23 protein-coding genes and 1 pseudogene are annotated in these 26,359 nt (G+C 59.8%); 19 read left to right on the top strand and 5 right to left on the bottom strand.

What is annotated here, in order from left to right; all coding sequences use genetic code 11:
• Positions 1-463 precede the first annotated feature (463 nt).
• The 14 genes and pseudogenes from ACZ9IM_RS23345 to ACZ9IM_RS23280 all read left to right on the top strand — a co-directional run bounded on the left by ACZ9IM_RS23345 (position 464) and on the right by ACZ9IM_RS23280 (position 17,596).
• Positions 464-889 carry a hypothetical protein gene (locus ACZ9IM_RS23345; RefSeq protein ID WP_476225054.1) on the top strand — a complete coding sequence of 142 codons (426 nt, stop codon included), beginning with the start codon at positions 464-466 and terminating at the stop codon, positions 887-889.
• Complete coding sequence (tssE, locus tag ACZ9IM_RS23340) at positions 883-1,395, top strand: type VI secretion system baseplate subunit TssE (RefSeq protein WP_008007710.1); 513 nt, start codon at positions 883-885, stop codon at positions 1,393-1,395. Before ACZ9IM_RS23345 ends, tssE begins: the two co-directional genes overlap by 7 nt.
• Positions 1,392-3,251 carry a type VI secretion system baseplate subunit TssF gene (gene tssF, locus ACZ9IM_RS23335; protein ID WP_008007711.1) on the top strand — a complete coding sequence of 620 codons (1,860 nt, stop codon included), beginning with the start codon at positions 1,392-1,394 and terminating at the stop codon, positions 3,249-3,251. Before tssE ends, tssF begins: the two co-directional genes overlap by 4 nt.
• Positions 3,215-4,267, top strand: a complete 1,053-nt coding sequence (gene tssG / locus ACZ9IM_RS23330; protein ID WP_476225053.1) for a type VI secretion system baseplate subunit TssG — start codon at positions 3,215-3,217, stop codon at positions 4,265-4,267. The genes tssF and tssG overlap by 37 nt, the downstream gene beginning before the upstream one ends.
• Positions 4,260-6,938, top strand: a complete 2,679-nt coding sequence (gene tssH, locus ACZ9IM_RS23325; protein WP_476225052.1) for a type VI secretion system ATPase TssH — start codon at positions 4,260-4,262, stop codon at positions 6,936-6,938. Before tssG ends, tssH begins: the two co-directional genes overlap by 8 nt.
• Positions 6,939-7,100: 162 nt before the next feature.
• A complete protein-coding gene (locus tag ACZ9IM_RS23320) occupies positions 7,101-9,038 on the top strand; it encodes a type VI secretion system Vgr family protein (RefSeq protein WP_427624019.1) in 1,938 nt (645 codons plus the stop codon).
• A gap of 18 nt (positions 9,039-9,056) precedes the next feature.
• Positions 9,057-9,491: a DcrB-related protein gene (locus ACZ9IM_RS23315; RefSeq protein WP_008007718.1), complete on the top strand. Its 435-nt coding sequence runs from the start codon at positions 9,057-9,059 to the stop codon at positions 9,489-9,491.
• 12 nt (positions 9,492-9,503) lie between these two features.
• Positions 9,504-13,919: an RHS repeat-associated core domain-containing protein gene (locus tag ACZ9IM_RS23310; protein ID WP_476225051.1), complete on the top strand. Its 4,416-nt coding sequence runs from the start codon at positions 9,504-9,506 to the stop codon at positions 13,917-13,919.
• Between the two features lie 11 nt (positions 13,920-13,930).
• Positions 13,931-14,542: an imm11 family protein gene (locus ACZ9IM_RS23305; RefSeq protein ID WP_076029261.1), complete on the top strand. Its 612-nt coding sequence runs from the start codon at positions 13,931-13,933 to the stop codon at positions 14,540-14,542.
• A 31-nt stretch (positions 14,543-14,573) separates the two neighbouring features.
• Entirely contained in the window at positions 14,574-15,185 is a 612-nt protein-coding gene (locus tag ACZ9IM_RS23300; protein WP_064621147.1) for an Imm43 family immunity protein, read from the top strand.
• Positions 15,186-15,270: 85 nt separating this feature from the next.
• Entirely contained in the window at positions 15,271-15,804 is a 534-nt protein-coding gene (locus ACZ9IM_RS23295) for an SMI1/KNR4 family protein (protein WP_232252229.1), read from the top strand.
• A gap of 195 nt (positions 15,805-15,999) precedes the next feature.
• Positions 16,000-16,257, top strand: a pseudogene (locus ACZ9IM_RS23290) (hypothetical protein); the annotation flags it as partial.
• 35 nt (positions 16,258-16,292) lie between these two features.
• Positions 16,293-16,727: a hypothetical protein gene (locus ACZ9IM_RS23285; RefSeq protein WP_218395577.1), complete on the top strand. Its 435-nt coding sequence runs from the start codon at positions 16,293-16,295 to the stop codon at positions 16,725-16,727.
• 473 nt (positions 16,728-17,200) lie between these two features.
• Positions 17,201-17,596 carry a DUF6124 family protein gene (locus ACZ9IM_RS23280; RefSeq protein ID WP_218395579.1) on the top strand — a complete coding sequence of 132 codons (396 nt, stop codon included), beginning with the start codon at positions 17,201-17,203 and terminating at the stop codon, positions 17,594-17,596.
• Positions 17,597-17,686: 90 nt separating this feature from the next.
• Here the strand turns inward: ACZ9IM_RS23280 and ACZ9IM_RS23275 are convergent, their stop codons facing one another.
• From ACZ9IM_RS23275 to ACZ9IM_RS23265, 3 genes are all read right to left on the bottom strand, one after another.
• Entirely contained in the window at positions 17,687-17,962 is a 276-nt protein-coding gene (locus ACZ9IM_RS23275; RefSeq protein WP_003213368.1) for an HU family DNA-binding protein, read from the bottom strand.
• A gap of 192 nt (positions 17,963-18,154) precedes the next feature.
• Positions 18,155-19,303 (bottom strand): NAD(P)/FAD-dependent oxidoreductase, encoded by a 1,149-nt coding sequence (locus tag ACZ9IM_RS23270; RefSeq protein WP_476225049.1) that lies wholly within the window; start codon positions 19,301-19,303, stop codon positions 18,155-18,157.
• 18 nt (positions 19,304-19,321) lie between these two features.
• Positions 19,322-19,489, bottom strand: coding sequence for a rubredoxin (locus ACZ9IM_RS23265; RefSeq protein ID WP_007896465.1), 168 nt, complete (start codon positions 19,487-19,489; stop codon positions 19,322-19,324).
• Between the two features lie 200 nt (positions 19,490-19,689).
• Here ACZ9IM_RS23265 and ACZ9IM_RS23260 point away from each other — a divergent pair, with 200 nt between their 5' ends.
• Entirely contained in the window at positions 19,690-20,253 is a 564-nt protein-coding gene (locus ACZ9IM_RS23260; protein WP_427624013.1) for a chorismate--pyruvate lyase family protein, read from the top strand.
• Positions 20,253-21,143, top strand: a complete 891-nt coding sequence (gene ubiA / locus ACZ9IM_RS23255; protein WP_427624012.1) for a 4-hydroxybenzoate octaprenyltransferase — start codon at positions 20,253-20,255, stop codon at positions 21,141-21,143. Before ACZ9IM_RS23260 ends, ubiA begins: the two co-directional genes overlap by 1 nt.
• 89 nt (positions 21,144-21,232) lie before the next feature.
• Here ubiA and ACZ9IM_RS23250 read toward each other — a convergent pair whose 3' ends face one another.
• The gene (locus ACZ9IM_RS23250; RefSeq protein ID WP_218395587.1) at positions 21,233-21,616 is read right to left on the bottom strand and encodes a COG4315 family predicted lipoprotein; all 384 of its coding nucleotides are present in this window, start codon (positions 21,614-21,616) and stop codon (positions 21,233-21,235) included.
• A gap of 152 nt (positions 21,617-21,768) precedes the next feature.
• On the opposite strand from ACZ9IM_RS23250, the gene phoB reads away from it, so the two are divergent.
• The 3 genes from phoB (at position 21,769) to ACZ9IM_RS23235 (ending at position 25,284) form a co-directional block, all read left to right on the top strand.
• Positions 21,769-22,458: a phosphate regulon transcriptional regulator PhoB gene (gene phoB / locus ACZ9IM_RS23245; protein ID WP_008150066.1), complete on the top strand. Its 690-nt coding sequence runs from the start codon at positions 21,769-21,771 to the stop codon at positions 22,456-22,458.
• 75 nt (positions 22,459-22,533) lie between these two features.
• A complete protein-coding gene (gene phoR, locus ACZ9IM_RS23240) occupies positions 22,534-23,820 on the top strand; it encodes a phosphate regulon sensor histidine kinase PhoR (protein WP_219734874.1) in 1,287 nt (428 codons plus the stop codon).
• Between the two features lie 123 nt (positions 23,821-23,943).
• Positions 23,944-25,284, top strand: coding sequence for a hemolysin family protein (locus ACZ9IM_RS23235; RefSeq protein ID WP_427627443.1), 1,341 nt, complete (start codon positions 23,944-23,946; stop codon positions 25,282-25,284).
• A 165-nt stretch (positions 25,285-25,449) separates the two neighbouring features.
• Here ACZ9IM_RS23235 and ACZ9IM_RS23230 read toward each other — a convergent pair whose 3' ends face one another.
• Positions 25,450-26,346 carry a peptidoglycan DD-metalloendopeptidase family protein gene (locus tag ACZ9IM_RS23230; RefSeq protein ID WP_476225048.1) on the bottom strand — a complete coding sequence of 299 codons (897 nt, stop codon included), beginning with the start codon at positions 26,344-26,346 and terminating at the stop codon, positions 25,450-25,452.
• Between the last annotated feature and the right edge of the window lie 13 nt (positions 26,347-26,359).

Raw genomic sequence — 26,359 nt, 5'->3', positions numbered from 1 at the left:
CCGGCCAGCTACTTAAGCTAGTCGACCAGAACGGTCAATGCGCCGTCCTCAAACCGGATCAGACTCATTTGGTACTGGGTATGGAATGGCCGTGCTATTTCAACCTGAACCCAAAGGGTGAATTGCGGGTAGAAATGTTCAGAGACGTCCCGATTTTCCTGGTTGAACGGAGCGTCCCCGAACCATCGCCTAGTCGGGACTGTGATACAAAATCCCAGGCCGTACGCAAAATCAACGGCGTTCTGGAAGCCTCGTCGGTCAACCCCAGTGCCATGTGCGGGCTCGGCCAGCAAGACCAGAAAATGTTTACGGCACTATTCCGGTGGTAACCGAAATCGTCATCCGCGATCGCCTGCAACCGTCCCTGCTGGTCCGGTTGAACGCGCCGAGGACGGTTGGTGCTTGTTCCAATCCAATCCTTTCCTGCCCGGCGTCCGAGTCATGGCCAAGTCGTCGGTCATCAATGAAAAAGCACCTGCTCACCATGTGCCTGGCGATGAATTTGATCAGCCTGAGCGCATGGGCCGAACATGCCGAGATGCCAACAACCCAGGCGACTTTTGTTGGGCAGCAACTCCGACTGATTGACGACCAGGGCCAATGCACGCTGGTCAAACCCGACCAGAGTCGCATGAAACTGGACATGGAATGGCCTTGCAGTTTCAGCCTGGATAAACAGCAGCAACTGCGAGTTGAGACTTTCAACGACATCCCGATATTTGCCGTCTGGCGCAGCGAACATATGCCCGCGCCCAGCCGCGACTGTCTCAGCAAGATGCAGGCTATTCGTCAGATGCCTGAAGGCCTGGAGGCGGGAGCAGTTAACGCATTTGCGTCCTGCGGCTCGGGCGGGGACCAAAAAATGTATGTGGGGCCTTTTACGTGGTAACCGAAATCGCCACCCGCGATCGTCTGCAACCGTCCCTGCTGGACCGGTTGACCGATGACGACCCGAGCAACCCCAAGGAAAGCGCCGACAAGCGCGTGCTCTCCCTGACCCAACTGAAAGCCTCGGTGCTGCGTGACCTGGCGTGGCTGCTCAACACCACTTCGTTGCTCGGCGCCGATGCGACGTTGCACACCCCGGCCGGCACGTCGGTGGTTAACTTCGGGCTGCCAGCCCTGGCCGGCAACAGTGCGTCGAACGTCGATATCGCGGCGCTTGAAGCGCTGATCCACCAGGCCATCGCTACGTTCGAACCGCGGATTCTACGGAACACTTTGCGCGTGCGGGCCCGGGCATCCGCCGAGATGAACCACAACGCCCTGAGTTTCGAGATCGAAGGCGATCTCTGGGCACAGCCAGTGCCGCTGCGCCTGATGCTGCAGACCGACCTGGACCTGGAATCCGGCCATGTGCGAGTGATCAACGCCGATCAGCGGAGACGCTCATGAACCCGCGCCTGCTGGAACTGTACAACCAGGAATTGCACCACGTGCGCGAAAGCGCGGCGGAGTTCGCTCAGGAATACCCGAAAATCGCCAGTCGGCTGACGTTGTCCGGCATGGACTGCGCCGACCCGTACGTCGAGCGCTTGCTGGAAGGTTTTGCTTATCTGACGGCGCGGGTACAGCTCAAGCTCGATGCCGAATACCCGACCTTCACCCACAACCTGCTGGAAATCGCGTACCCCCATTACCTGGCGCCGACACCGTCGATGACCGTGGTGCAATTGCAGGCCGACCCCGATGAAGGCTCGCTGAGCAGCGGCTTCCCGCTGCCCCGGGACACGGTCCTGCGCGCCGCCCTGGGCCGCGAAACCCAAACCTGCTGCGAGTACCGCACCGCCCACGCGGTGACGTTGTGGCCGTTGCAGGTCAGCCAGGCCGAGTACTTCGGCAACCCGTCCGCCATGCTCGGGCGCTTGGCCGCCAGTGAACCCAAGGCCAAGGCCGGCCTGCGCCTGACCCTGCGCACCGGCGCCGAACTACCGTTCAACAGTCTGGCTCTGGACAACCTGCCGCTGTACCTCAACGGAGCAGACGAGCAGCCCTTCCGCCTCTACGAACAGCTGCTGGGCAACGTTTGCGCCGTGTTCGCCCGTCAGCCTGGCGGTGATTGGGTGGAACGCCTGCCGCAGGACGCACTGCGCTCCCAGGGCTTCGACGATACCGACGCCGCGCTGCCAGTGGTCTCGCGGGCCTTCCAGGGCTATCGCCTGTTGCAGGAATACTTCGCCCTGCCCCACCGTTTTCTGTTTGTCGACTTCACCCAATTGAGCCGGGCGGTCAAACGCTGTGACGGCCAGGAACTGGAATTGATCGTGCTGTTCGACCGTCACGATCCGAGCCTGGAAGGCAGCGTCGGAGCCGCGCAGTTCCTGCCGTTCTGCACCCCGGCCATCAACTTGTTTCCCAAGCGCCTGGATCGCATCCACTTGTCGGAACGGGTCAATGAACACCATGTAATCGCCGACCGTACCCGGCCGATGGATTTCGAGATTCATTCCCTGACCACCCTCACCGGCCACGGCACCGGGTCGGAGCAGCCTTTTTTGCCGTTCTATGCGGTGCGCGATCCGTCTCGCTACGGCCGCGACCAGGCCTGGTACACGGTGCGACGCGAACCTCGCGTGCTGTCCAGCGGCCAGCGGCGCAACGGCCCGCGCTCGACGTACATCGGCAGCGAAACCTTCGTCAGCCTGGTGGACAGCCAGCAGGCGCCCTATCGCCACGATCTGCGCCAACTGGGCGTAACAGCGTTGTGCACCAACCGCGACCTGCCACTGTTCATGAGCGTGGGCAATAGCAAGACCGACTTCACCCTGGCCGACAGCGCACCTGTCGCGGCGGTGCGCTGCGTGGCAGGCCCGAGCCGCCCACGCGCCAGCCATGCCCACGACGCCAAGGCATGGCGGTTGATCAGCCAGCTGTCGCTGAATTACTTGTCCCTCAGCGAACAAGGCCAGGGCGCCGCCGCCCTGCGCGAACTGCTGCGCCTGTATGGCGACAGCAACGACGCGGCGTTGCAATTGCAGATTGAAGGCCTGCGCGAAGTCAGCAGCAAGGCCTGCACCCGACGCCTGCCGATGCCCGGCCCGATCGTGTTTGGTCGTGGCCTGGAGATCACTCTGGAATTCGATGAAAACGCGTTTCGCGGCACTGGAGTCTTCTTGCTCGGTGCAGTGTTCGAGCGCTTCCTGGCACGCTACGTGTCGATCAACAGTTTTACCGAGACGGTGATCCGTACCACCGAACGCGGCGAGATCATGCGATGGAAAGCCAAGCCCGGACGCCGTCCGACCCTGTGAGTACCCTGGACGCGATGCACCAGGAGCCCTGGGAATACGACTTCTTCCAGGCGTTGCGGCGCATCGAGTGCGAATCGCCTGAACTGCCGCGCCTGGGCCATTCGTTGCGCCTGGCCGATGATCCGCTGCGCCTTGGGCAACAGGCCGATTGCAGCTTCGCCCCGGCGACCCTGGCGTCGGTACAGCCGGGCGTCGATGGCGCGCCGGCGCGCCTGGAGCAGTTCTTTTTCGGCCTCGGCGGCCCCAACGGCCCATTGCCGCTGCACATCACCGAATATGTGCGCGAACGCCAGCGCAACAACGCCGACAGCACCAGTAAACGCTTCCTGGATGTGTTCCATCACCGCCTGCTGAGCCTGTTTTACCGGGCCTGGGCCGAAGCGCGGCCGACGGTCAGCCATGACCGCCCGGACGATGATTACTGGTCGGCACGCCTGGCAGCACTGAGCGGCCGGGGCATGCCGAGCCTGCTCAAACAAGGGCTGATCCCCGACACGGCGAAGTTGCATTACAGCGGTCATCTGTCGGCACAAACCCGCTACCCGGATGGTTTGAAAGCCATTCTCAGCGAGTACTTCGGCCTACCGGTGGAGATCGAAGAGTACGTCGGCCAATGGCTGGAACTGCCGGAGCGCAGCCGCGTGGGCGTCAGCGCCCATCAATTGGGCGTGGATTTTTGCCTGGGCCGTTACGTCTGGGATCGCCAGCACAAATTCCGCATTCGCCTGGGGCCACTCAAGCTGGATGACTACATGAGCATGCTGCCCGGTAGCCAACCCTTCAATGAGCTGGTGGCCTGGGTGGCCGAATACCTGGGCCATGAACTGGACTGGGACCTGAACCTGGTTCTGAAACAGCCCGAAGTACCGGCGCTGCAACTCAATCGCCGCTTCCGCCTGGGTTTCAATACCTGGCTGGGCAAGCCCGAAAAAGATGCCAAGGACTTAATACTGGCCCGGCATTACGCCGAGCAGGCCAACACCTCACAAACCTCAAGGAGCCAAGAGCATGGGTGAAATCAGTCGCGCCGCGTTGTTCGGTAAACTCAACAGCGTGGCCTACAAAGCCATCGAAGCCGCCACCGTGTTCTGCAAGTTGCGCGGTAACCCTTATGTGGAACTGGCCCACTGGCTTCATCAGTTGCTGCAATTGCAGGACTCGGACCTGCACCGCCTCATCCGCCAGTTCAATATCGAGCCGGCGCGCCTGGCCCGGGACCTGACCGACGCCCTGGACCGTTTGCCACGGGGCTCGACTTCAATCACTGACTTGTCCTCCCATGTGGAAGAAGCCGTGGAACGTGGCTGGGTCTACGGCAGCCTGATGTTTGGCGAAAGCCAGGTGCGTACCGGTTACCTGGTGCTGGGTATCCTCAAGACGCCGAGCCTGCGCCATGGGCTACTGGGGCTGTCGGCAGAGTTTGACAAGATCAAGGCCGAGGCCCTGAGCGAGCGTTTTGACGAATACGTCGGGGACTCGCCGGAAAATGCGCTCAGCGCCAGCGATGGTTTCAACGCCGGCAGCGTGCCTGGTGAAGCCAGCGGCGCCATGGCCCCAAGCGCCATGGGCAAGCAGGAAGCGCTCAAGCGTTTTACCGTCGACCTCACTGAACAGGCTCGCAGCGGCAAGCTTGACCCGATTGTCGGGCGTGACGAAGAGATCCGCCAACTGGTGGACATCCTCATGCGCCGTCGACAGAACAACCCGATTCTGACCGGTGAAGCCGGCGTCGGTAAAACCGCCGTGGTCGAAGGTTTTGCCCTGCGCATCGTCGCCGGTGACGTGCCGCCGGCGCTCAAGGATGTGGAATTGCGCAGCCTCGACGTAGGCCTGTTGCAGGCCGGCGCAAGCATGAAAGGTGAATTCGAACAGCGCCTGCGCCAGGTCATCGAAGACGTCCAGGCCTCGCCAAAACCGATCATCCTGTTTATCGACGAAGCCCACACGCTGGTCGGTGCTGGTGGCGCCGCCGGCACCGGGGACGCGGCCAACCTGCTCAAACCAGCCTTGGCCCGAGGCACCCTGCGCACCGTGGCGGCTACGACCTGGGCCGAGTACAAGAAGCACATCGAGAAAGACCCGGCCCTGACGCGCCGCTTCCAGGTGGTGCAAGTCGCCGAGCCGTCCGAAGACAAGGCGCTGTTGATGATGCGCGGCGTGGCCTCGACCATGGAAAAACACCATCAGGTGCAGATCCTTGACGAAGCCCTGGAAGCCTCGGTCAAGCTGTCCCATCGCTACATCCCGGCGCGCCAGTTGCCGGACAAATCCGTGAGCCTGCTGGACACCGCTTGCGCCCGGGTCGCCATCAGCCTGCACGCCGTGCCGGCCGAAGTGGACGACAGCCGTCGCCGCATCGAGGCGCTGGAAACCGAACTGCAAATCATCGCCCGCGAGCACGCCATCGGCATCGTCATCGGCGCCCGCCAGAGCAACAGCGAAAACCTGCTGGCCGCCGAGCGCGAACGCCTGGCCGAACTGGAAAGCCGCTGGGCCGAAGAGAAGACCCTGGTGGACGAACTGCTCGCCACCCGCGCCACCCTGCGCGAAAGCGTCGGCGTGGTAGACCGCGACGTTGGCAGTGAAGACAGCCACGTCCTGCGCGAGAAACTGGTGGACCTGCAACAGCGCCTCAGTGCCCTGCAAGGCGAAACCCCGCTGATTCTGCCAACGGTCGATTACCAAGCCGTGGCCTCAGTGGTCGCCGACTGGACGGGTATTCCGGTGGGCCGCATGGCCCGTAACGAACTGGAAACCGTGCTCAACCTCGACCAGCACCTGAAGAAACGCATCATCGGCCAGGACCATGCCCTGCAGATGATCGCCAAACGCATCCAGACCTCCCGCGCCGGCCTCGACAACCCGAGCAAGCCGATTGGCGTGTTCATGCTCGCCGGCACTTCCGGCGTGGGCAAGACTGAAACTGCACTGGCGCTGGCCGAAGCCATGTACGGCGGCGAGCAGAACGTCATCACCATCAACATGAGCGAATTCCAGGAAGCCCACACCGTGTCCACCCTCAAGGGCGCGCCACCGGGCTACGTTGGCTATGGCGAGGGCGGCGTGCTGACCGAAGCCGTGCGGCGCAAACCCTACAGCGTGGTGCTGCTGGACGAGGTGGAAAAGGCCCACCCGGACGTGCATGAAATCTTCTTCCAGGTCTTCGACAAAGGCGTGATGGAGGACGGCGAAGGCCGGGTGATCGACTTCAAGAACACCTTGATCCTGCTGACCACCAACGCTGGCACCGAGCTGATTGCCCAGGTCTGCAAAGACCCGCAAAACGTGCCCGAGCCCGAAGAAATCGCCAAGGCCCTGCGCCAGCCGTTGCTGGAGATTTTCCCGCCGGCATTGCTGGGCCGCTTGGTGACCATTCCGTACTACCCGCTCAGCGACGAGATGCTCAAGGCCATTACCCGCCTGCAACTCAACCGCATCAAGAAGCGTGTGGAGAACACCCACAAAGTGGCCTTCGATTACGACGACGCGGTGATCGACCTGATCGTCTCCCGCTGCACCGAAACCGAAAGTGGCGGGCGAATGATCGACACCATCCTGACCAACAGCCTGCTGCCGGACATGAGCCGCGAGTTCCTCACCCGCATGCTCGAAGGCAAAGCGCTGGCAGGCGTGCGGATCAGCGCCCGGGATAACGAATTGCACTACGACTTCAGCGACGCGGCCTGACCGGCCTGGAACACGGTCAATGTGGGAGCGAGCCTGCTCGCGATGAGGCCATGACATTCAGCATCGATGTTGGATGTCAGCCCGCCATCGCGAGCAGGCTCGCTCCCACAATGGATCCGGTTCCGGCAGTAAGAAAGCAACGAAACGTTTACGGGATAACCAATGCTATTCAAGCAACTCTCACGCCTGGCAAAAATCACCAGCCCCCTGGGGCCGGATGTGCTGTTGCTCAAGGACATGGGCGGCGGCGAAGAGCTGGGGCGGCTGTTCAACTATGAGTTGCAACTGCACTCGCTGGACAACGCCATCGACCTCAACCAATTGCTGGGCAAACCCATGTGCCTGAGCCTGCAACTGGACGGCGGTGGCGAGCGCTATTTCCATGGCATCGTTGCCCGTTGCAGCCAGAACGTCGACCAGGGCCAGTTCGCCAGCTACCAGGCCACGCTGCGGCCTTGGCTTTGGCTGCTGACCCGCACCTCCGATTGCCGGATTTTCCAGAACCTGACCATCCCGCAGATCATCAAGCAGGTGTTTCGCGACCTGGGTTTTTCCGATTTCGAAGATGCCCTGAGCCGGCCCTATCGCGAGTGGGAATACTGCGTGCAGTATCGCGAAACCAGCTTTGATTTCGTCAGCCGCCTGATGGAGCAGGAAGGGATCTACTACTTCTTCCGCCATGAACAAGGTCGTCATGTGCTGGTGTTGGCCGATGCCTATGGCGCCCACACCAGCGTGCCCGGCTACGCTTCGGTGCCCTACTATCCCAAGAATGAACAGCAGCGCGAACGCGATCACATTCACGACTGGCGCCTGGCCCAGGAAGTCCAGCCAGGTTCGCTGGAACTCAACGACTATGACTTCCAGCGCCCCAGCGCGCGAATTGACGTGCGCTCGGCCATGCCTCGTCCGCACACCGCCGGCGACTATCCGCTGTACGACTATCCCGGCACCTATGTGCAAAGCGCAGACGGCGAACATTACGCCCGCACCCGCATCGAAGCCTTGCAGACGCTGCACGAACAGGTCGAGTTCGCCGGCAACGCCCGGGGCCTGGGGTCAGGTCATTTGTTCAGCCTCACGGGCTTCAGCCGCCAAGACCAGAACCGCGAATACCTGATCGCCGGCGCCCGTTACTACGTCGCCCAGGAAAGCGGGGAAAGCGGCGGCGCTGGCGCTTCGGCGCAGTTCGAAAGCAGCCTGACCTGCATCGACGCGCAACAAAGCTACCGCCCCCTGCCCAACACCCACCGGCCTATCGTCAAAGGCCCGCAGACCGCACTGGTGGTCGGCCCCAAGGGCGAGGAAATCTGGACCGACCAGTTCGGCCGGGTGAAGGTGCATTTCTATTGGGACCGTCACGACCAGTCCAACGAAAACAGTTCGTGCTGGATTCGCGTGTCGCAATCCTGGGCCGGTAAAAACTGGGGCTCGATGCAGATCCCGCGGATCGGCCAGGAAGTGATCGTCAGCTTCCTCGAAGGCGACCCGGACCGGCCGATCATCACCGGCCGCGTCTACAACGCCGAACAAACCGTGCCGTACGACTTGCCGGAAAACGCCACCCAAAGCGGCATGAAAAGCCGTTCGAGCAAGGGCGGCACACCGGCGAACTTCAACGAAATCCGCATGGAAGACAAGAAAGGCGCCGAGCAGCTGTACATCCATGCCGAGCGCAACCAGGACATCGTGGTCGAGGTGGATGAAAGCCACTCGGTAGGTCACGACCGCAACAAGAGCATTGGGCATAACGAGACGGTGACCATCGGCAACAACCGCCTGCGTATCGTCAAACAGGAAGACATTCTTTCGGTGGGCCAGCGCAAGACCGACAGCATCAGCCAGAGCTATGTCATTGAAGTGGGTGAGAACCTGCGGCTGGTCTGTGGTGAAAGCATCCTGGAGCTCAATGCCAGCGGCCAGATCAACCTGACCGGCGTGCAAATCAGCTTTTATGCCAGCGGTGATGCCGAGTTCAACACCGGGGGCGTGCTGCACCTGAACAACGGCGGCGGCGCTGGCGCCACGCCTGACGGCCAGGGCGTCAAGGCCAGCATCGACGCCAACATCAATGCCGCGTTTCCCAAGCCCAAGGGCTAATCACGAGATCTGTGCTCCATGACTTACCGAATCAATGAATTCCAGTTCCAACTGCCGGCAGGCGAACTGCAAGACGCGTCGATCAACATCCTCAAGTTTCCTGAACTGGGCACTTCGCTGATTGTCAGCCGCAGCTTGCTGGCCGAGGGCGAAACCCTGCAAAGCAACTTCGACGACCAGCTCAAGCGCCTGGAAAAACAAGTGCAAGACTTGCGTTTTCAACCGGGCGTCGCCGTGCGTCTGGGCGCCAGCCAGGAAGTCGAAGGCATCGAGTTGCGCAGCCAGTTCAACAAAGGCAACGACAAAGTCTTCCAATACCAGTTGGCACTGGTGTTGCCCGGCACCCGCAAAATGCTCGCCCTGAGCTACGTGAAGGCCGAAAAACTCGGCGATGCCGAAGCCGCGCATTGGGCGACCATCAAGAGTTCGCTGTTGTTCGACGTTCCGGCCTGATGAGCACCTTGCATGTCTGATGCACTCTGGGCCGCCCGCCTGGGCGATGCGCTCGATCACACCTCGATGATGGCCGACATCCTCGGTGGCGTGCTGGAAGTGGCGGCCAACATCGCGATTACCGCGCTGGCCACTGCCGCCGTGGTGGCGGCCACCGGCATCACCGTCGTCACTGGCGGGTTGGGGTGCTTCGTGCTCGGCCTGGTGGTGGGCACGATCGTGGGCCTCGCCATGAGCAAGACCGGGGCCGACAAAGGCTTAAGCAATCTGTGCGAGAGCTTCAGCAACGCGCTGTTTCCGCCCACGGTGCAGGCGAACATTCTCACCGGCTCGACCAACACCCTTACCAACAACATTCCCGCCGCTCGCGCCGCCGGGGCGATCCCGTCCCATGTCGCGCCGGCCGGTACCGAACTGGAGGCGCCCGAGCCAGAAGCAGAAGCCAGCTACCTGGACATGGCCGAAAGCTTCTTCTCCCAGATGTGGCGCCCCACCGTTGCCACCCCGGCACCCGGCGCGGTGCCCAAGCCGCTGGACCTGCTCGTCTGCATGAAGCATCCGCCAATGCCGCCGCAGTTTATGGCCGAGGGCTCGGACAAGGTCACCATCAACGGCCAGCCCGCCGTGCGTAGCGGCGACCGCAGTACCTGCGACGCCAAGGTGGTGTCGTCCGGGCTGATCTCCTCCAACGTCACCATCGGCGGCGGTTCGGTGGTGGTACGTGAGATCCGCAGCGGCAAGACCCCAGGCGTAGGGCTGGCGGTCACCGCATTGCTGATGCTCAAGGGTGGCAAGGGTAAGTTCTTCAGCAAATTGCCGTGCATGCTGATCGGTGGCGCGACGTCGATGGCCGTCAGCAGCGCGATGGGCGCGATGGCCAACGCCGCCATGGGCTCGTCGAACCCGGTGCACGCGGCGACCGGGGCCAAGGTGCTGGGTGGCGATGACGAGCTGGATTTCGTGTTGCCCGGCATCTTGCCGATGGATTGGCAGCGCTTCTACAACAGCCGCGACGAGCGGCGCGACGGGTTGTTTGGGGCGGGTTGGAGTGTGTCCTACGAGGTGTGCGTTGAAATCCTGCCTCACCCGGAGGGTGGAGAAACGTTGGTGTACACCGATGAGCAGGCCCGGCGCATCGACATGGGTTCGATTCCCTTGGGCGGCGCGGTGTTCAGTGCGGGCGAAGGGCTGAGTGTTCGACGCCACGTTAATGGGCAGTTGTTGATCGAAAGCGATGACGGCGTGTATCGCCTGTTCAATCCAACGCCGGGCAATACGGCGCTCCTGCGCCTTGATCAATTGGGTGATCGCAATGACAACCGCATCCATCTCGACTATGACGAAACCGGACGCTTGGTGCGGCTGCGCGACACCTTCGATCTGGTGCAGGTCGAGCTGATTCGCGAACGCGAACGCGTGGCTCGGGTTGAACGCCTGTACCCCGACCAACACCGCGAAGTACTCGCCAGCTATGGCTACGACGCAGCGGGCGATCTGGCCGAAGTGCGCGACGCCACCGACCAGGTACAACGGCGCTTCAGCTACGACGCCGGACGGCGAATGGTCGAGCACCAGTTGCCCACCGGGCTGCGCTGCTTCTATGAATGGGCGCTGATTGAAGACCTGGAATGGCGCGTGGTCCGGCACTGGACCGACGAGGGCGACGCTTACCGGTTCGACTATGACCTCGGCACCGGTGTCACGCGCATCACCGATAGCTTGCAACGCGTCAGTACGCGGCGCTGGAACAGCCAGCACCAGATCACCGAATACACCGACAACCTCGGCCAGACCTGGCAGTTCGAATGGAACGACGAGCGCCAGTTGCTCAGCGCTACCGACCCACAGGGCGGTCAGTATCAATACAGCTACGACGACGCCGGCAACCTGATCGGCGAAACCGACCCGCTGGGCCGCAGTGACTCGACCTTGTGGCTGGAGCTCTGGGCCTTGCCGCTGGTGGACACCGACGCCGCCGGCAACAGCTGGCAGTATCGCTACGATCAGCGCGGCAACTGCATCGCCGAAACCGATCCGCTGGACCACATCACCCGCTACCGCTATGACACCCACGGCCAGGTGGTGGAGATCATCGACGCCACCGGCAAAAGCAAAAAACTGCGCTGGAACCCGTTCGGCCAATTGGTCGAGCACATCGATTGCTCGGGTTATCCGACGCGGTTCAGCTACGACAACCGGGGCTATCTGCAAACCATCACCGACGCCCTCGGCGAACGCACCCAATTCAGCTACGACGCCCAAGGGCGCCTGCTCAGCAGCCAATTGCCGGACGGGCGTACCGAGCAGTACCAACGCGACGTCAGCGGCCAATTGATCGGCTACACCGACCCGGCCGGGCACACCACGCTCTACCAACACAACCGTCGCGGCCAGGTGCGTCAGCGCACCGACGCCCACGGCCGGCAAGTGCAGTTCGGGTATGACAGCTACGGGCGGCTGCAAGCGCTGATCAATGAAAACGGCGAGAGTTATCGGTTTGCCTGGGATGCTGGGGATCGGTTGACCGAACAACAGGATCTGGATGGCAGCGCCAAGCGCTACACCTATGACCTGCTGGATAACGTCGCGGCGGTCACGGCTGTTCCGGCGCTTTATGGCAACGGCTTGGCCGTGGTCCCCGAGACGCCTCTGGCCCCTATCGCTCATCGACTGGAACGCGACGCCGTCGGCCGGCTGATCGCCAAAGTCACCGACGATGGCCGCACCGACTACACCTACGATCCGCTGGACCAGCTCACCGCCGTCACCTTCACCGACCACCACGGCAACGCACAAACCCTGAGCTTCGCCTACGATGCCCTCGGCCAATTGCTCGAAGAACAAAGCGCGGTCGGGAGCCTGCACTACCACTACGACGAACTCGGCAACCTGATCCAGACCCAACTGCCCGACGGCCGCTGGATCAATCGCCTGCACTACGGCAGCGGCCACCTGCACCAGATCAACCTCGACGGCCAGGTCATCAGCGACTTCGAACGTGATCGCCTGCACCGCGAAGTGCTGCGCACCCAAGGCCAGATCAGCACCCGCAGCGAATACGACCGCAGCGGACGCTTACGCTCACGCCAACGCCGACACAGCAGCCAGCCATCGCTGATGCCGGCCGCCGTGCAGAAACATTTCGAGTACGACCCCGCCGACAACCTGATCGGTAAACTCGACCAACAACCCGCTGCGCAACACCGCCAACTGCTGCACTACGACGCCACCGGCCGCATCATCGCCAGCCAGGACAGCCTGCACGGCCAGCGCGAAACCTTCGCCTACGACGCCGCCGCCAACCTGCTGGACGGCCCACAACCCGGCGCCGGGCTGGTGGTGCACAACAAACTGCTGACCTTCCAGGACAAGCGTTACCGCTACGACGCGTTTGGCCGGATGATCGAAAAACGCAGCGCTAAACGGGGCCTGCAGCGCTTCGGTTACGACGCCGAGAGTCGATTGATTGAAGTGCGCAATGACAACGGCAGCGTGGTCAGGATGACCTACGACCCGCTGGGCCGACGCATCGAAAAAACCGAGCACGACCCCAACGGTTATCCACTGGGAGAAACCCGCTTCACCTGGGATGGCCTGCGCCTGTTGCAGGAACATCGCCATCAACAGACCAGCCTTTACCTCTACGAAGACGAAGGCTACGACCCCCTGGCCCGGGTTGACGGCACCGCCCCGCTGCAAAAAATCCGCTACTACCACAACGACCTCAACGGCCTGCCGGAACAGCTCACCGAAGCGGACGGCCACAACGTCTGGCAGGCGACTTATCGGGTGTGGGGCAACACGTTAGAAGAGGTGCGTGAGCCGTATTACATTGAAGAGCAGAACCTGAGATTTCAGGGGCAGTACCTGGACCGGGAAACGGGGCTGCATTTCAATACGTTCAGGTTTTATGATCCGGATGTGGGGCGGTTTACGACGCCGGATCCGATTGGGTTGGCAGGGGGAATCAATCTATATCTGTATGCGGCCAACCCACTCGAGTGGGTGGACCCGTTGGGATGGAGTTGCTCGTCATCCATTAACAAACGAATCAACAAGCTGAAAAAACAGGGCTATCAGGACCATCACATACTGAGTGATAAACACGCCAGCACCAAAAATCATCCGCTGCTCAAGTTAGCTGGATTTGACTTGCAAAGCAGACAAAATAAAATTTTCCTACCCAATAAGGCTACCGCCATGACCGACGGACGCCGATCAATCCATGAGGGACGCCACGCCGGCAGAGTCAACGACAACCTGGCCGGACGAATGACCCAAGTAGAGAAAGCCGGCAAGCGGAACAACTGGAACCAGGCGCAATATCGCAAGGCCCTGGATAAAATAGTTTCCGATGAGCGCAAACTACTCCGTTCCGGCGAGAGGCAACTGAACAAAAATGCCCGTCCCGGCGCTTATTACGATTAGGAAAATCAAGCATGATCTTAAGTTGGAAAGCCCCTACCTATTACAGCGAACAACTGATCGGCTCGTATGACATCGAAAGCGGTTCTTATGAAACCGCCGGTTCGAATTTTGACTACCTGTCATTGTTGGCGGGAAAACCCTATCCATTGAATATGGACAAGCCAAAGGTCTATTTTCCGTGCAAGAAAAAAAAGCTGCTTGCGTATGACTGCCTATGGCTACTTGGGGGAGTCCCATTAGTCACTGAGCGACTTGCGGATTTTCTCACCCATCAATCTGCTCAGGACATTCAACTCATTCAACCTGCTGTCGTCATTGCAGACGGGGAAGAGGTCGACGAAGCTTTTTTCATAGTGAATGCAATCAATACCGTCAACGCGATAGATCAAGGGCAATCTGCCGCTGAACGGGATGATGACGGATCGATCATCTATTTCACTAAAACCTGGTTCCTGGACGATGCTGCCGGCATGCGCGGAATCGCTCGTGAGCCAGAGTCAGGAGACCTTCTGATCTCTCAGCAGTTGGCCGATTCTATGATCGAGAAAAAATTCAAAAGCAACAAAGGCTTGGGTTTCTATATCGCCAACCGCACGTTTGTCCCTTATAAAAATCAGGCCTAGGCTTCTGGCCCTCATGAGACAAGAGGCTTTCATGTTCTATACCCTTGCATTCAAGAAAGACAAAAACTGCCCCACCTTCATTGATGGCGTCATTCATGAGTCGTTCAGCCCTGGCGCCTATGACGATGCGATGGATGCCGACTGGCACGACGCGGGCCCCGACGAAGCTCTCGCTCCCCTCCCGAAAAAGCTGGTGCTGATTACCAAGGACAAGCGCTATGACTTTGACTTTTGCACAGCCTTTGAGGGGCATATTGTCAGTGAGCGCTTCCTGAAAGTCTTCCAGACCCTCAAGACTTCCCGATGGGAGATCGCAGAACTGGAGATTGTCAACCCAAAAGGCGTTTCGGTCGCACAGCGCCAATATTTTTTTATGCGCCAGCAACGAATAGACAAGGAGCCTGTGGACGTGATCGATCAGACACAGTCGAAGATTAATTTTCGAGCGAGCGGCGAAATCAAAAATATCATCAGCCTGACAATCAAAGAAAATGTCAGCATCGATTTTTTTAGTATCGATGAAATAACTTTACTTGGATTCGTATTTCTTTCGCCTCACGCCGCCACTGTGCTTAAAGAACTAGATCTGGTAGGTGCAGAAGTGGTCGATACGGAGAAGGTCGGCTCAATAGATAGGGCCTAGGTTTCACTCAGCATGCAGGTGATTACCCTTTTCAAGATCCAACTAACCGAAACCAAACCAATCGATTTACTCAAGGGCGGCTGAATTGATCCCTTATGAAAAAGTGGATCAGAACGGTGAGGATCCATTAACGCTGAGATTAATGATGCTCGAAAACACATTTTCGAATGACGAGGCGGCCATTACGCCAGCGGATCTGGATCACCTGGAATGCGCCATTGGTAAGAAGCTACCGACGCCCTTTAAAAACCATTATCTCAAGTACAACGGAGGTGTACCGGAGCGGACCTATTGGGTCAGCGAAGATTTTGACGAGCCACTGGAAGTGGCTGCATTCAAGCCAATTCCCGGTGGCGACTCCTCGCTGCTATCCACCTACCAGTTGATGCTAAAAAAACAGGTACTTCCTGCACACCTTCTGCCTTTCGCGAACGACTGGGGTGGTAACTTCTTTTGCCTGAATCTTGATACGGAGGCCGTTAGTTACTTCACCACTGACAGCTTTGATAGTGACCTAAGCCCTGAAGAAAATCAGGCTGAATCCGAAAAGCTGGTCTGCTCGAATTTCCTTCGGTTTGTTCAAGGGCTGATCGATGAGGAAGATTTGGACGAGAAGTGAATGAGCCAATGCCGCACAAGTAGCGGACTTGGTTAGAAACGCAGATCCCCTGTGGCGAGGGAGCTTGCTCCCGTTGGGTGGCGCAGCCGCCCCAAAAGGGTTGATACATTCTTCCAGGTAGACCGCATCAGCCGGTTTACGACGGCTGCGCCGCCGAGCGGGAGCAAGCTCCCTCGCCACGAACTGTAGGGCAGCCCGAAGCATGGCGCCGGGCTGGTGGTGCACAACAAACTGCTGACCTACCGGGATAAGCATTACCGCTATGACGCGTCTGGCCGGATGATCGAAAAACGCAGCGCTAAACGGGACCTGTAGCGCTTAGGTTACGACGCCGAGAGTCGATTGATTGAAGTGCGCAACAAAAACGGCAGTGTGGTCAGGATGACCTACGACCCGCTGGGCCGGCGCATCGAAAAAACCGAGCACGACACCAACGGCTACCCACTCGGCGAGGTTGAAAACCCCATATATCAGGAAAGGATTGTTATATGAAAGATTTAGCAGATAAAAAACCCACGTTGGCAGATGAAATAGTGGCCATCATGGCCTCGGGCAATGAGCTCGACGTGCAAAACAAAAAAGATGAAGCCCAAACCTTGTACCAAAAAGCATGGGACTTGCTTCCTGAGCCAAAACTTGAATGGACACCTCTGTCGTCATGGGTCACAGGTTCTTTTTTCAACCTGCACTTCGACAACGGTGACTTTGAGGCCGCTAAAGATTGGGCACAAAAGACCTTGGATGGCCGAGAGTCAGATATCGATACAGGTCCGTTGATCAACTTGGGAATGGTCTACTTTGAACTGGAAGATCATTCACAGGCTTATAAATACTTTGACGATGCTTATAGCTTCGGTAAGGCACGAGCCTTTCAAGAAAGACCAAAAAAATATCTGAAGTTCTATTTAAATAAAAAAGCCTGACCATGACCGAGGGCTCTAGGACCGATTCACCGAGATCGACGGTACCTTCTGCCTGACGATTACGTAGGCAACCCCAATCCTGATCAAAAATGGTTTTCCAGTCGGTCCCACGCCAATGCCTGACAGTGCTTGTTTAAAAGCCTTGTAGGTAACGTCGTGAAAGCTACAACACCTTGCGTCGTTGCCTACGGCTACGCCAGAATCCGCCGGCTTGTGCGCTTTGGGGCCGGTCGGTAACTTGATTCGTGTCACTGATCGTCAGTGGTCGGGTTTAGTCGCCCGCTGGTAATTGAAGTTGTTCAAGCGTCCGTCAGACAGGTATTTCCTACCTGCATTTGATGGTAGCTGTGCGTAGGGCACCTTTGGGTGCGCCGGCTTCTTCAATTCCCCGGTCCGACTAACCTGCGTACAGCTGCCACCCCCTTCGTTTAGTCGGCGAAGAGGTGTCAGCATCACTCAAGGAATTGAAGATCATGTTCAAAGTTACACCCAACCCACCGGACACCGATCCGGTCTCCCCATATGAAAGTCCCAATTCAAAAAAACTCAACGACGCCGCCGAGCGCGCCCTCGACCATCACTTCCCGCCAGCCGAACCAAAGCCACCGAAACGCAAAGGCCAACTCTTCAGCGTCTGCCCGGGCATCAACACTGAAGCCCTCCTCGCCAATGCCTCGGAAGATATCTTGTCCATCAGCGCCATCGCCGCCGACCTCGCCGACGACGTGGACGGTTCACGCCGCTCCGTAGCCCTGTCGCTCAGCCGCCTGGCCGACGGGGTGCATTTGTTGGTGGAGCGCGCGCTGGATCACCTGAATGAGCCGGAAATAGCAGCGATTCTCGCCAGGAAACAAAGCCGAGTCGGCTGATCCGCCAGACAGAAAAAATGGGCACCCAACCTCGTTGGCGTGCCCATTTTTTATATCCCGCTCACCCGCTATGCGGGAAGTCGGTGCGTGTTACGGATTAACGCTGTCTTTCAAAGACTTGCCTGGCTTGAACGCAACAGTGTTGCTGGCCTTGATTTTGACTGGCTCACCGGTCTGCGGGTTTTTGCCCGTACGGGCACCGCGATGGCGTTGCAGGAAGGTGCCGAAGCCCACCAGCGTGACGCTGTCTTTGCGGTGCAGAGCGCCGGTGATTTCTTCGAGAACGGCGTTGAGAACGCGGTTGGCCTGTTCTTTGGTGAGGTCTGCTTTTTCCGCAATTGCAGCGGCGAGTTCTGGTTTACGCATTAGTGAAGCCCCTTTGACGGTTTTTTGTTGTTATGTCCGTGCTGTTCTCGTTGGAACAGCGCCTAAGGCGCCGCAGGTGCTCTACTCTGCGGCAGACGGGAGTGAGGATGGCACGCGCTTAAGACCGGCGCCAGTCTCCCCGCGACCTTTGTGGGGGCAAAAGCGGGGTGATTCCGACAGAACGACCGCTATTTACGCCAGCAAGGCCGGAAGCTCTTTGTTCAGGGCGAGTTTTTCCATCACCGCCGCGCCTGTCAGGGCATAGCCCAGTAATTGGCCGGCGCTGTCACGGCACAGCACCTTGATGTCTGCCCCCTGCCCTTCGACCGTCCAGACGCCTTCCGCGCCCCGTGGTGGCGGCGAAACCACCAATGGGCAGACCGGTGTTTTCACGGTGATCGGCATCGGGCCATAACTCACCGCTGTAGGGTTTCCGGCGAGGGTCTGGGCCAGCGCTCTCGCACAGCTCATGAGGGGCATGACGTACAACAGATTCAGCCCATCGACCTCGGCGCAGTCGCCCAGGGCGTAAATGTTGGCGTGAGAGGTTTTCAGGTGACGGTCCACCACCACGCCGCGATTGACCTGCAGCCCGGCAGCGGCCGCCAGGTCAATGCGCGGACGCAGACCGATGGCCGACACCACCACATCGCAAGGGATGACCTGGCCGTCGGACAGGTGCGCTTCCAGGCCGTCCGCCACTCGCTGCAAGCGATTGAGCACCGGCCCGAGGTGGAAGCGCGCGCCCAGGCTTTCCAGGCCGGCCTGGACCGCTGCGGCCGCCGCCGGGTGCAGCAAGGTCGGCATGACCTGCTCGCACGGTGCAACCAGTTGCACCTCGTAACCACCGAGGATGAGATCGTTGGCGAATTCGCAGCCGATCAAACCGGCGCCCAGCAGCAATACCCGGCGCTTGCCGGCCGCGGCCGCGCGAAAGCGTGCGTAGTCTTCAAGATCATTGATCGGGAAAACGGCATCGGCCGCGTCGCCTTCGATCGGCACCCGCACGGTTTCCGCGCCCCACGCCAGGATCAGGTCACGGTAGATCACCGCTTCTTCGCCGATCCACAGGCGTTTATGGCCCGGATCGATACCGCTGATGCGCGTGTGGGTACGCACTTCGGCTTTCAATTGCTCGGCCATGGCACCCGGTTCGGCCATGCTCAGGCCGTCGGCGTCTTTATTCTTGCCGAAGCCGGTGGAGAGCATCGGCTTGGAGTAGGAGCGTCCGTCATCTGCGGTAATCAGCAGCAGCGGGGTTTCGCCATCGAGTTTGCGAAACTCCCGGGCCAGGTTGTAGCCAGCCAGCCCAGTGCCGACGATCACGACAGGTGCGTTCATTCCCTTACTCCCAGGTTCTTAGTTGATTTCGATCATTTCGAAATCCATCTTGCCCACGCCGCAGTCCGGGCACAGCCAGTCTTCCGGTACGTCCTGCCACGGCGTGCCCGCTGCAATACCGTCGTCCGGCCAGCCCTCGGCTTCGTTATAGATCAGGCCGCAGACCACACATTGCCACTTTTTCATTCAGGTACTTCCTCAGGATTCAGGCTTTTGCCGGCGCGAACGGTCGATCGGTGAAGCGTTGCCGTCCGGCTCAGGGCGTTTTGTACTGATCGGACCCGACAGATGCAAGCCTGTTCGGCGCAACGGCAGGCGGGGCCAATCAAATTCACCGCCTGACATGGTAAGCTCGCCGCCTCATTTGCTGCCAATAATGACTCACTGTGCCGCACTCAAAATCCCCCTCCGCGATACCGGTCTGGCTCCCTCGAAGCCAACTGACGCCCCTTCCCGACACGTCTACGCTCGATTGGCTGTTCGATGAAGGGTCGCTGACCCGGCGCTTGATCCGCCTGTCGAATGACGGTTTCAGTGTCACGCCGCTGTTCGAAGGCTGGCAACCGCTGCGCGCCGATGAATGTGCTGCGCTGGAGCTGGCCGAAGGCAGTGAAGGCTGGGTGCGCGAGGTGTATCTGCGCGGGCACGGTGAAGCCTGGGTGTTTGCCCGCAGCGTGGCGGCGCGTAGTGCGTTGCAGGGCGATGGATTGCATATGGATGAATTGGGCAGCCGTTCGCTGGGCGAATTGCTGTTTTGTGATCGGGCATTTCAGCGCCGGGCCATTGAGGTTTGTCACTATCCTCAAGCATGGCTACCGATGGATGCTCAGGCGCCTGAACTGTGGGGCCGGCGCTCGCGTTTCGACCGCGGCGCCTTGAGCGTGCTGGTGGCCGAGATCTTCCTGCCGACCTTGTGGAGCGCCGCCCGCGCCCATCCGGAGAATTGCTGATGTACCAGAGCCTGCTCAAGTCCCTGAATCGCTTGAACCCACGGGCCTGGGATTTCATTCAGCTGACTCGCATGGACAAGCCGATAGGCATTTATCTGCTGCTGTGGCCAACGTTGTGGGCACTCTGGATTGCCGGTGAAGGTTCGCCTTCATTGGCCAATATCGTGATTTTCGTGCTCGGTGTGGTACTGACCCGTGCCGGCGGTTGCGTGATCAACGATTGGGCGGACCGTAAGGTCGACGGCCACGTGAAACGCACCGAACAGCGGCCACTGGTGAGCGGCAAGATCAGCTCGAAAGAAGCCCTGGTGTTCTTCGCGGTGCTGATGGGCGTGAGTTTCCTGCTGGTGCTGTGTACTAACGCGAAGACCGTGTGGCTGTCGCTGGGCGGTTTGGCCCTGGCGTTCAGTTATCCATTTATGAAGCGCTACACCTACTACCCGCAAGTGGTGCTAGGCGCGGCGTTCTCCTGGGGCATGCCCATGGCGTTCACCGCCGAAACCGGTGAACTGCCGGCGGCGGCCTGGTTATTGTGGATCGCCAACTTGTTGTGGACCGTTGGCTACGACACCTATTACGCCATGACCGACCGCGATGACGACCTGAAGATCGGGGTGAAATCCACGGCGATTCTGTTTGGCGACGCCGACAGGGTGATCATTCTGACCCTGCAAGGATTGGCACTGGGGTGTTTGCTGCTGGCGGGTTCGAAATTCCAGCTCGGCGGCTGGTTCCACCTTGGATTGCTGGCGGCGGCGGGTTGTTTTGCGTGGGAGTTCTGGTACACCCGCAGCAAGGACCGGATGCGCTGCTTCCAGGCGTTTTTGCACAATCACTGGGCCGGGTTGGCGATTTTCGTGGGGATTGTGCTGGATTACGCGTTGCGTTGACCGTTGGAAAAGATCGCAGCCTGTGCCAGCTCCAACAGAGGGATGGAGCGACTGCAGGCCGCGAACTGTTTACGGCGCAGGCGAATCGCTTATTTATGCTCGCGCATGATGTGCCAGACGTTCTTCATATTGTCGCCTGCCATGTCACCGGGTTTTTTGTCCTTCATGAAGGTGTAAAGCGGCTTGCCATCATAGGCCCACTGCATCTTACCGTCGTCACGCTTGATCGTGCTCCATTTGCCTTCGGGCTTGGCGCCCGCCGGCGCCATCATTGGCGGCCAGTATTCAGCGCACTCGCCGTTGCACATCGACTTACCGCCTGAGTCCTTGTCGTATGTGTACACCGTCATGCCCTTGTGATCGACCATCATTCCGTCTTTCATCATGGCCGGATCGGCAGCAAAGGCCAGGGACGGCAGCGTTAGCGCAGCCGTGACCAGCAGGGCCTTCCAGGATTGAGCAATGTGATTCATGGAAACCTTCCTCTTGTGGTTGTCAGGATTCGGACTTAGAGCTTAGTTCAGGATCACGCCAATCGCAGGACGGCTAAAATACTGTCACACGACTGCAATAATTCCGTTATCTAATGCGGCGCAAGACAGTTAAATGACAAGAGGATTAAGGCATGGTTGGCAGGAGCATTCTGATCGTCGACGACGAAGCGCCCATTCGCGAAATGATCGCCGTTGCGTTGGAAATGGCCGGCTATGACTGCCTGGAGGCGGAGAACTCGCAGCAGGCCCATGCCATTATCGTCGACCGCAAACCGGACCTGATCCTGCTCGACTGGATGCTGCCCGGCACCTCCGGCATCGAACTGGCCCGCCGCCTCAAGCGCGATGAGCTGACCGGGGATATCCCGATCATCATGCTCACCGCCAAGGGCGAAGAGGACAACAAGATCCAGGGCCTGGAAGTCGGCGCCGATGACTACATCACCAAGCCTTTCTCCCCACGTGAGCTGGTTGCGCGCCTGAAGGCCGTGCTGCGCCGTGCCGGGCCAACCGATGGCGAGACGCCGATCGAAGTCGGCGGCCTGCTGCTGGACCCGATCAGCCACCGGGTGACCATCGACGGCAAACCCGCCGAGATGGGCCCGACCGAGTACCGTTTGCTGCAATTTTTCATGACCCACCAGGAACGTGCCTACACCCGCGGCCAGTTGCTGGATCAGGTCTGGGGCGGCAATGTCTATGTCGAAGAGCGCACCGTCGATGTGCACATCCGTCGCCTGCGCAAAGCCCTCGGCGATGCCTACGAAAATCTGGTACAAACCGTGCGCGGCACTGGCTACCGGTTTTCCACCAAGGCCTGAGCCGACCGCCAGACTCGCTGACAAGGACGCATATTTTCCGTGAACCAAAACTGGCATGGCACCCTGATTCGCCACATGCTGTTGCTGGTCACCGCCTGCCTGGTGATCGGCCTGATTTCCGGCTACTACGGCTGGAGCCTCGCCGTGGGCCTGGGCCTTTACCTGGCGTGGACCCTCAAGCAACTGCTGCGTTTGCACGAATGGCTACGCCTGCACAAACCCGATGAAGCACCGCCCGATGGCTATGGTCTGTGGGGCGAAGTGTTCGACAGCATTTACCACCTGCAACGCCGCGACCAACGAGTGCGCGGGCGCTTGCAAGCGGTGATCGACCGGGTCCAGGAATCCACCGCTGCGCTGAAAGACGCGGTAATCATGCTCGACAGCGACGGCAACCTGGAATGGTGGAACCGCGCCGCCGAAACCTTGCTTGGCCTCAAGACCCCCCAGGACAGCGGTCAGCCCGTGACCAATCTGGTGCGCCATCCGCGCTTCAAGGAATACTTCGAGCAGGACAGCTACGCCGAGCCGCTGGAAATCCCTTCGCCGATCAATGATCGTCTGCGCATTCAGCTGTACATCACTCGCTACGGCAACAACGAACACTTGATGCTGGTACGCGACGTGACGCGTATCCATCAGCTGGAGCAGATGCGCAAAGACTTCATCGCCAACGTGTCCCATGAGCTACGCACACCGCTGACGGTGATCTGCGGGTACCTGGAAACCCTGCTCGACAACGTCGAGGAAGTGAACCCGCGCTGGACCCGCGCCCTGCAGCAGATGCAGCAGCAAGGCGGACGCATGCAGACCTTGCTTAACGATTTGCTGCTGCTGGCCAAACTGGAAGCCACCGATTACCCGTCGGATAATCAACCGGTGTCCATCGACAGCCTGCTGCAATCGATCAAGGGCGACGCTCAGCAACTGTCCGGTCAACGTAATCAGCACATCACCCTGGAAGCCGATCCGACGATTCTGCTCAAGGGTAGCGAAGCGGAATTGCGTAGCGCGTTCTCCAATCTGGTGTTCAACGCAGTGAAGTACACACCGGCCGAGGGCAATATCCGCATTCGCTGGTGGGGTGACGATCAAGGCGCACACCTGAGCGTGCAGGATTCGGGGATTGGCATCGATAGCAAACACTTGCCGCGCCTGACTGAACGCTTCTATCGCGTCGATTCCAGCCGCAACTCCAACACCGGCGGCACCGGGCTGGGGCTGGCCATCGTCAAACATGTGTTGCTGCGCCACCGGGCACGTATGGAAATCAGCAGTGTGCCGGGCCACGGCAGCACGTTTACTTGCCATTTTGCGCCAGCCCAGGTCACCAAATCCCGGGTCATCAGCGCCGCCGACTGATACCAGTCAGCACTCGCCACTAGGCAATTGCCCGGTCAGCCGCTACATTGGCTGACTTGTGCCTGCCCTTCAGGCGCACTTTTTTCTTTCCTTTCGAATACACGGAACCCGCAAAACCCCATCATGGACCCTTCCCCTGGCTTGACCCTCGCGACACTCTTCGCCGATTTCGGCATGATTCTTTTTGCTCTGATCCTGGTTTTGCTCAACGGCTTTTTCGTTGCGGCGGAATTTGCCATGGTCAAACTGCGCTCGACCCGGGTCGAAGCCATCGCTGAACAACACGGCTGGCGCGGACATATCCTGCGCACCGTGCACAGTCAGCTCGATGCTTACCTCTCGGCCTGCCAGCTGGGTATCACCCTCGCCTCCCTGGGCCTTGGTTGGGTCGGTGAACCGGCGTTCGCGCATCTCCTCGAGCCGATACTCAGCGCTGTTGGCGTAGAGTCCGCCGAAGTGGTCAAGGGCGTGTCGTTCTTCACCGCGTTCTTCATCATTTCGTACCTGCACATCGTGGTCGGCGAACTGGCCCCGAAATCCTGGGCTATCCGCAAACCCGAGCTGTTGTCGCTCTGGACGGCGGTGCCGCTGTACCTGTTCTACTGGGCCATGTACCCGGCCATCTACTTGCTCAACGCCAGCGCCAACCAGATCCTGCGCATCGCCGGCCAGGGTGAACCCGGCCCTCATCACGAGCACCATTACAGCCGTGAAGAATTGAAACTGATCCTGCATTCCAGCCGTGGCCAGGACCCGAGCGACCAAGGCATGCGCGTGTTGGCCTCGGCAGTGGAAATGGGCGAGCTGGAAGTGGTCGACTGGGCCAACTCCCGGGAAGACCTGGTCACGCTGGAGTTCAACGCGCCGCTCAAGGAAATTCTGGCGATGTTCCGTCGCCACAAGTTCAGCCGCTACCCGGTGTATGACAGCGAGCGCCAGGAGTTCGTCGGCCTGCTGCACATCAAGGATTTGCTGCTGGAACTGGCCGCACTGGATCACATTCCCGAGTCGTTCAACCTCGCCGAACTGACCCGGCCGCTGGAGCGCGTGTCGCGCCACATGCCGCTGTCGCAGTTGCTGGAACAATTCCGCAAGGGCGGTTCGCATTTCGCTCTGGTCGAGGAAGCCGACGGTAACATCATCGGCTACCTGACCATGGAAGACGTGCTGGAAGTGCTGGTGGGCGACATTCAGGACGAACACCGCAAGGCCGAACGCGGGATCCTCGCGTATCAGCCAGGCAAGCTGCTGGTGCGGGGCGATACGCCGCTGTTCAAGGTGGAACGCCTGCTGGGCATCGATCTGGACCACATCGAAGCAGAAACCCTCGCCGGGCTGGTCTACGAAACCCTGAAACGGGTGCCGGAAGAGGAAGAAGTGCTGGAAGTCGAAGGCTTGCGGATCATCATCAAGAAGATGAAAGGGCCGAAGATCATTTTGGCGAAGGTGTTGATGCTGGATTGAGCATCGCATTCGCAGGGTGAAGGGCTGTTTGTGGCGAGGGAGCTTGCTCCCGCTCGGCTGCGCAGCAGTCGCTAACCGGTGAATGCGGTGTGGATTGCCGGGGCGGGGACCGCTTCGCAGCCCAACGGGAGCAAGCTCCCTCGCCACATTAAATCTCCATCGCCTTCACTGCTTGCCCAACGCAAAGTTGGGCAACGCGCCTACCGGTTGATTGAACTGGTACGGAATCGATACCAGCCCCAACCCGGTGTTGCGCTGCACCACGAAGTGCAGGTGCGGGCCGCTACTGTTGCCGGTGTTGCCCGACAGCGCCAGCGCACTGCCCACCACCACGCGCTGACCTTCCCGTACGCTGACCGAACCTTTCTTGAGGTGCAGGTACACGCCCATGGTCCCGTCATCGTGCAATACCCGCACGAAATTGCCCGACGGATCGTTGCCGCGCCCGGTCTGGCCATTCTCGGTTTTCACCACCATGCCACCGCGCGCCGCGATAATAGGCGTGCCTTCGGGCATGGCGATGTCCATCGCATAACGGTTCTTTGGCCCGTAGTGGCTGTATTGGCCATTGGCGCCCTGACTCAGCCGAAACGGCCCACCGCGCCAGGGTAATGGATATCGATAGGCCATGGCGGCCCCTGCAGGGTCGCCCAGTGAATATTCGAACCTTGGGGTATACGCCAGCGGCCTTCCAGCCTTCGTCGCCTTGAGCAGCGCCAGACGAATGCTGCTACGTGCCGGCATGACCCGACGAATCGGTCGGCTTGGCGCGCCGCTGACATTATTCAGCCCGGAAAAACTCAGCTCGATCTCGACCGGTGCATACAGATCGTTGCGCACGAACACACTGTCCATGCCCCTCTGCTTCTTGATATCGAGGTACACCTGCCGCTCAAGGCGCTCGACCATCCGGTCGCGAAAAACGAATACCTTCGCGCCTTTGGTGGGGCGGTCGCTGTAAGAGACCACGCCACTGGCGTTGGTGGACCGGTAAATCGTCATGGCCACAGCCGAGGTGGAGGCCATGATCAGACCACAGAAAAACAGCAGGCGCGCGAGCATGGGCAAGATTCTG

The sequence above is a fragment of the Pseudomonas sp. TE12508 genome (assembly GCF_056279485.1).
Note: the sequence above shows the minus strand (reverse complement) of the source record. Positions and strands in the feature narration are given on the sequence as shown.

Coding starts and splice junctions, on each gene's coding strand:
- ACZ9IM_RS23285 (WP_218395577.1), top strand. CDS start 16,293: ATGAAAGATTTAGCAGATAAAAAACCCACGTTGGCAGATGAAATAGTG.
- ACZ9IM_RS23315 (WP_008007718.1), top strand. CDS start 9,057: ATGACTTACCGAATCAATGAATTCCAGTTCCAACTGCCGGCAGGCGAA.
- ACZ9IM_RS23310 (WP_476225051.1), top strand. CDS start 9,504: ATGTCTGATGCACTCTGGGCCGCCCGCCTGGGCGATGCGCTCGATCAC.
- ACZ9IM_RS23235 (WP_427627443.1), top strand. CDS start 23,944: ATGGACCCTTCCCCTGGCTTGACCCTCGCGACACTCTTCGCCGATTTC.
- ACZ9IM_RS23345 (WP_476225054.1), top strand. CDS start 464: ATGAAAAAGCACCTGCTCACCATGTGCCTGGCGATGAATTTGATCAGC.
- ACZ9IM_RS23320 (WP_427624019.1), top strand. CDS start 7,101: ATGCTATTCAAGCAACTCTCACGCCTGGCAAAAATCACCAGCCCCCTG.
- tssH (WP_476225052.1), top strand. CDS start 4,260: ATGGGTGAAATCAGTCGCGCCGCGTTGTTCGGTAAACTCAACAGCGTG.
- phoR (WP_219734874.1), top strand. CDS start 22,534: ATGCTGTTGCTGGTCACCGCCTGCCTGGTGATCGGCCTGATTTCCGGC.
- ACZ9IM_RS23265 (WP_007896465.1), bottom strand. CDS start 19,489: ATGAAAAAGTGGCAATGTGTGGTCTGCGGCCTGATCTATAACGAAGCC.
- tssG (WP_476225053.1), top strand. CDS start 3,215: ATGGAAAGCCAAGCCCGGACGCCGTCCGACCCTGTGAGTACCCTGGAC.
- ACZ9IM_RS23275 (WP_003213368.1), bottom strand. CDS start 17,962: ATGCGTAAACCAGAACTCGCCGCTGCAATTGCGGAAAAAGCAGACCTC.
- ACZ9IM_RS23280 (WP_218395579.1), top strand. CDS start 17,201: ATGTTCAAAGTTACACCCAACCCACCGGACACCGATCCGGTCTCCCCA.
- ACZ9IM_RS23270 (WP_476225049.1), bottom strand. CDS start 19,303: ATGAACGCACCTGTCGTGATCGTCGGCACTGGGCTGGCTGGCTACAAC.
- phoB (WP_008150066.1), top strand. CDS start 21,769: ATGGTTGGCAGGAGCATTCTGATCGTCGACGACGAAGCGCCCATTCGC.
- ACZ9IM_RS23250 (WP_218395587.1), bottom strand. CDS start 21,616: ATGAATCACATTGCTCAATCCTGGAAGGCCCTGCTGGTCACGGCTGCG.
- ACZ9IM_RS23300 (WP_064621147.1), top strand. CDS start 14,574: ATGTTCTATACCCTTGCATTCAAGAAAGACAAAAACTGCCCCACCTTC.
- ACZ9IM_RS23305 (WP_076029261.1), top strand. CDS start 13,931: ATGATCTTAAGTTGGAAAGCCCCTACCTATTACAGCGAACAACTGATC.
- ubiA (WP_427624012.1), top strand. CDS start 20,253: ATGTACCAGAGCCTGCTCAAGTCCCTGAATCGCTTGAACCCACGGGCC.
- tssF (WP_008007711.1), top strand. CDS start 1,392: ATGAACCCGCGCCTGCTGGAACTGTACAACCAGGAATTGCACCACGTG.
- ACZ9IM_RS23230 (WP_476225048.1), bottom strand. CDS start 26,346: ATGCTCGCGCGCCTGCTGTTTTTCTGTGGTCTGATCATGGCCTCCACC.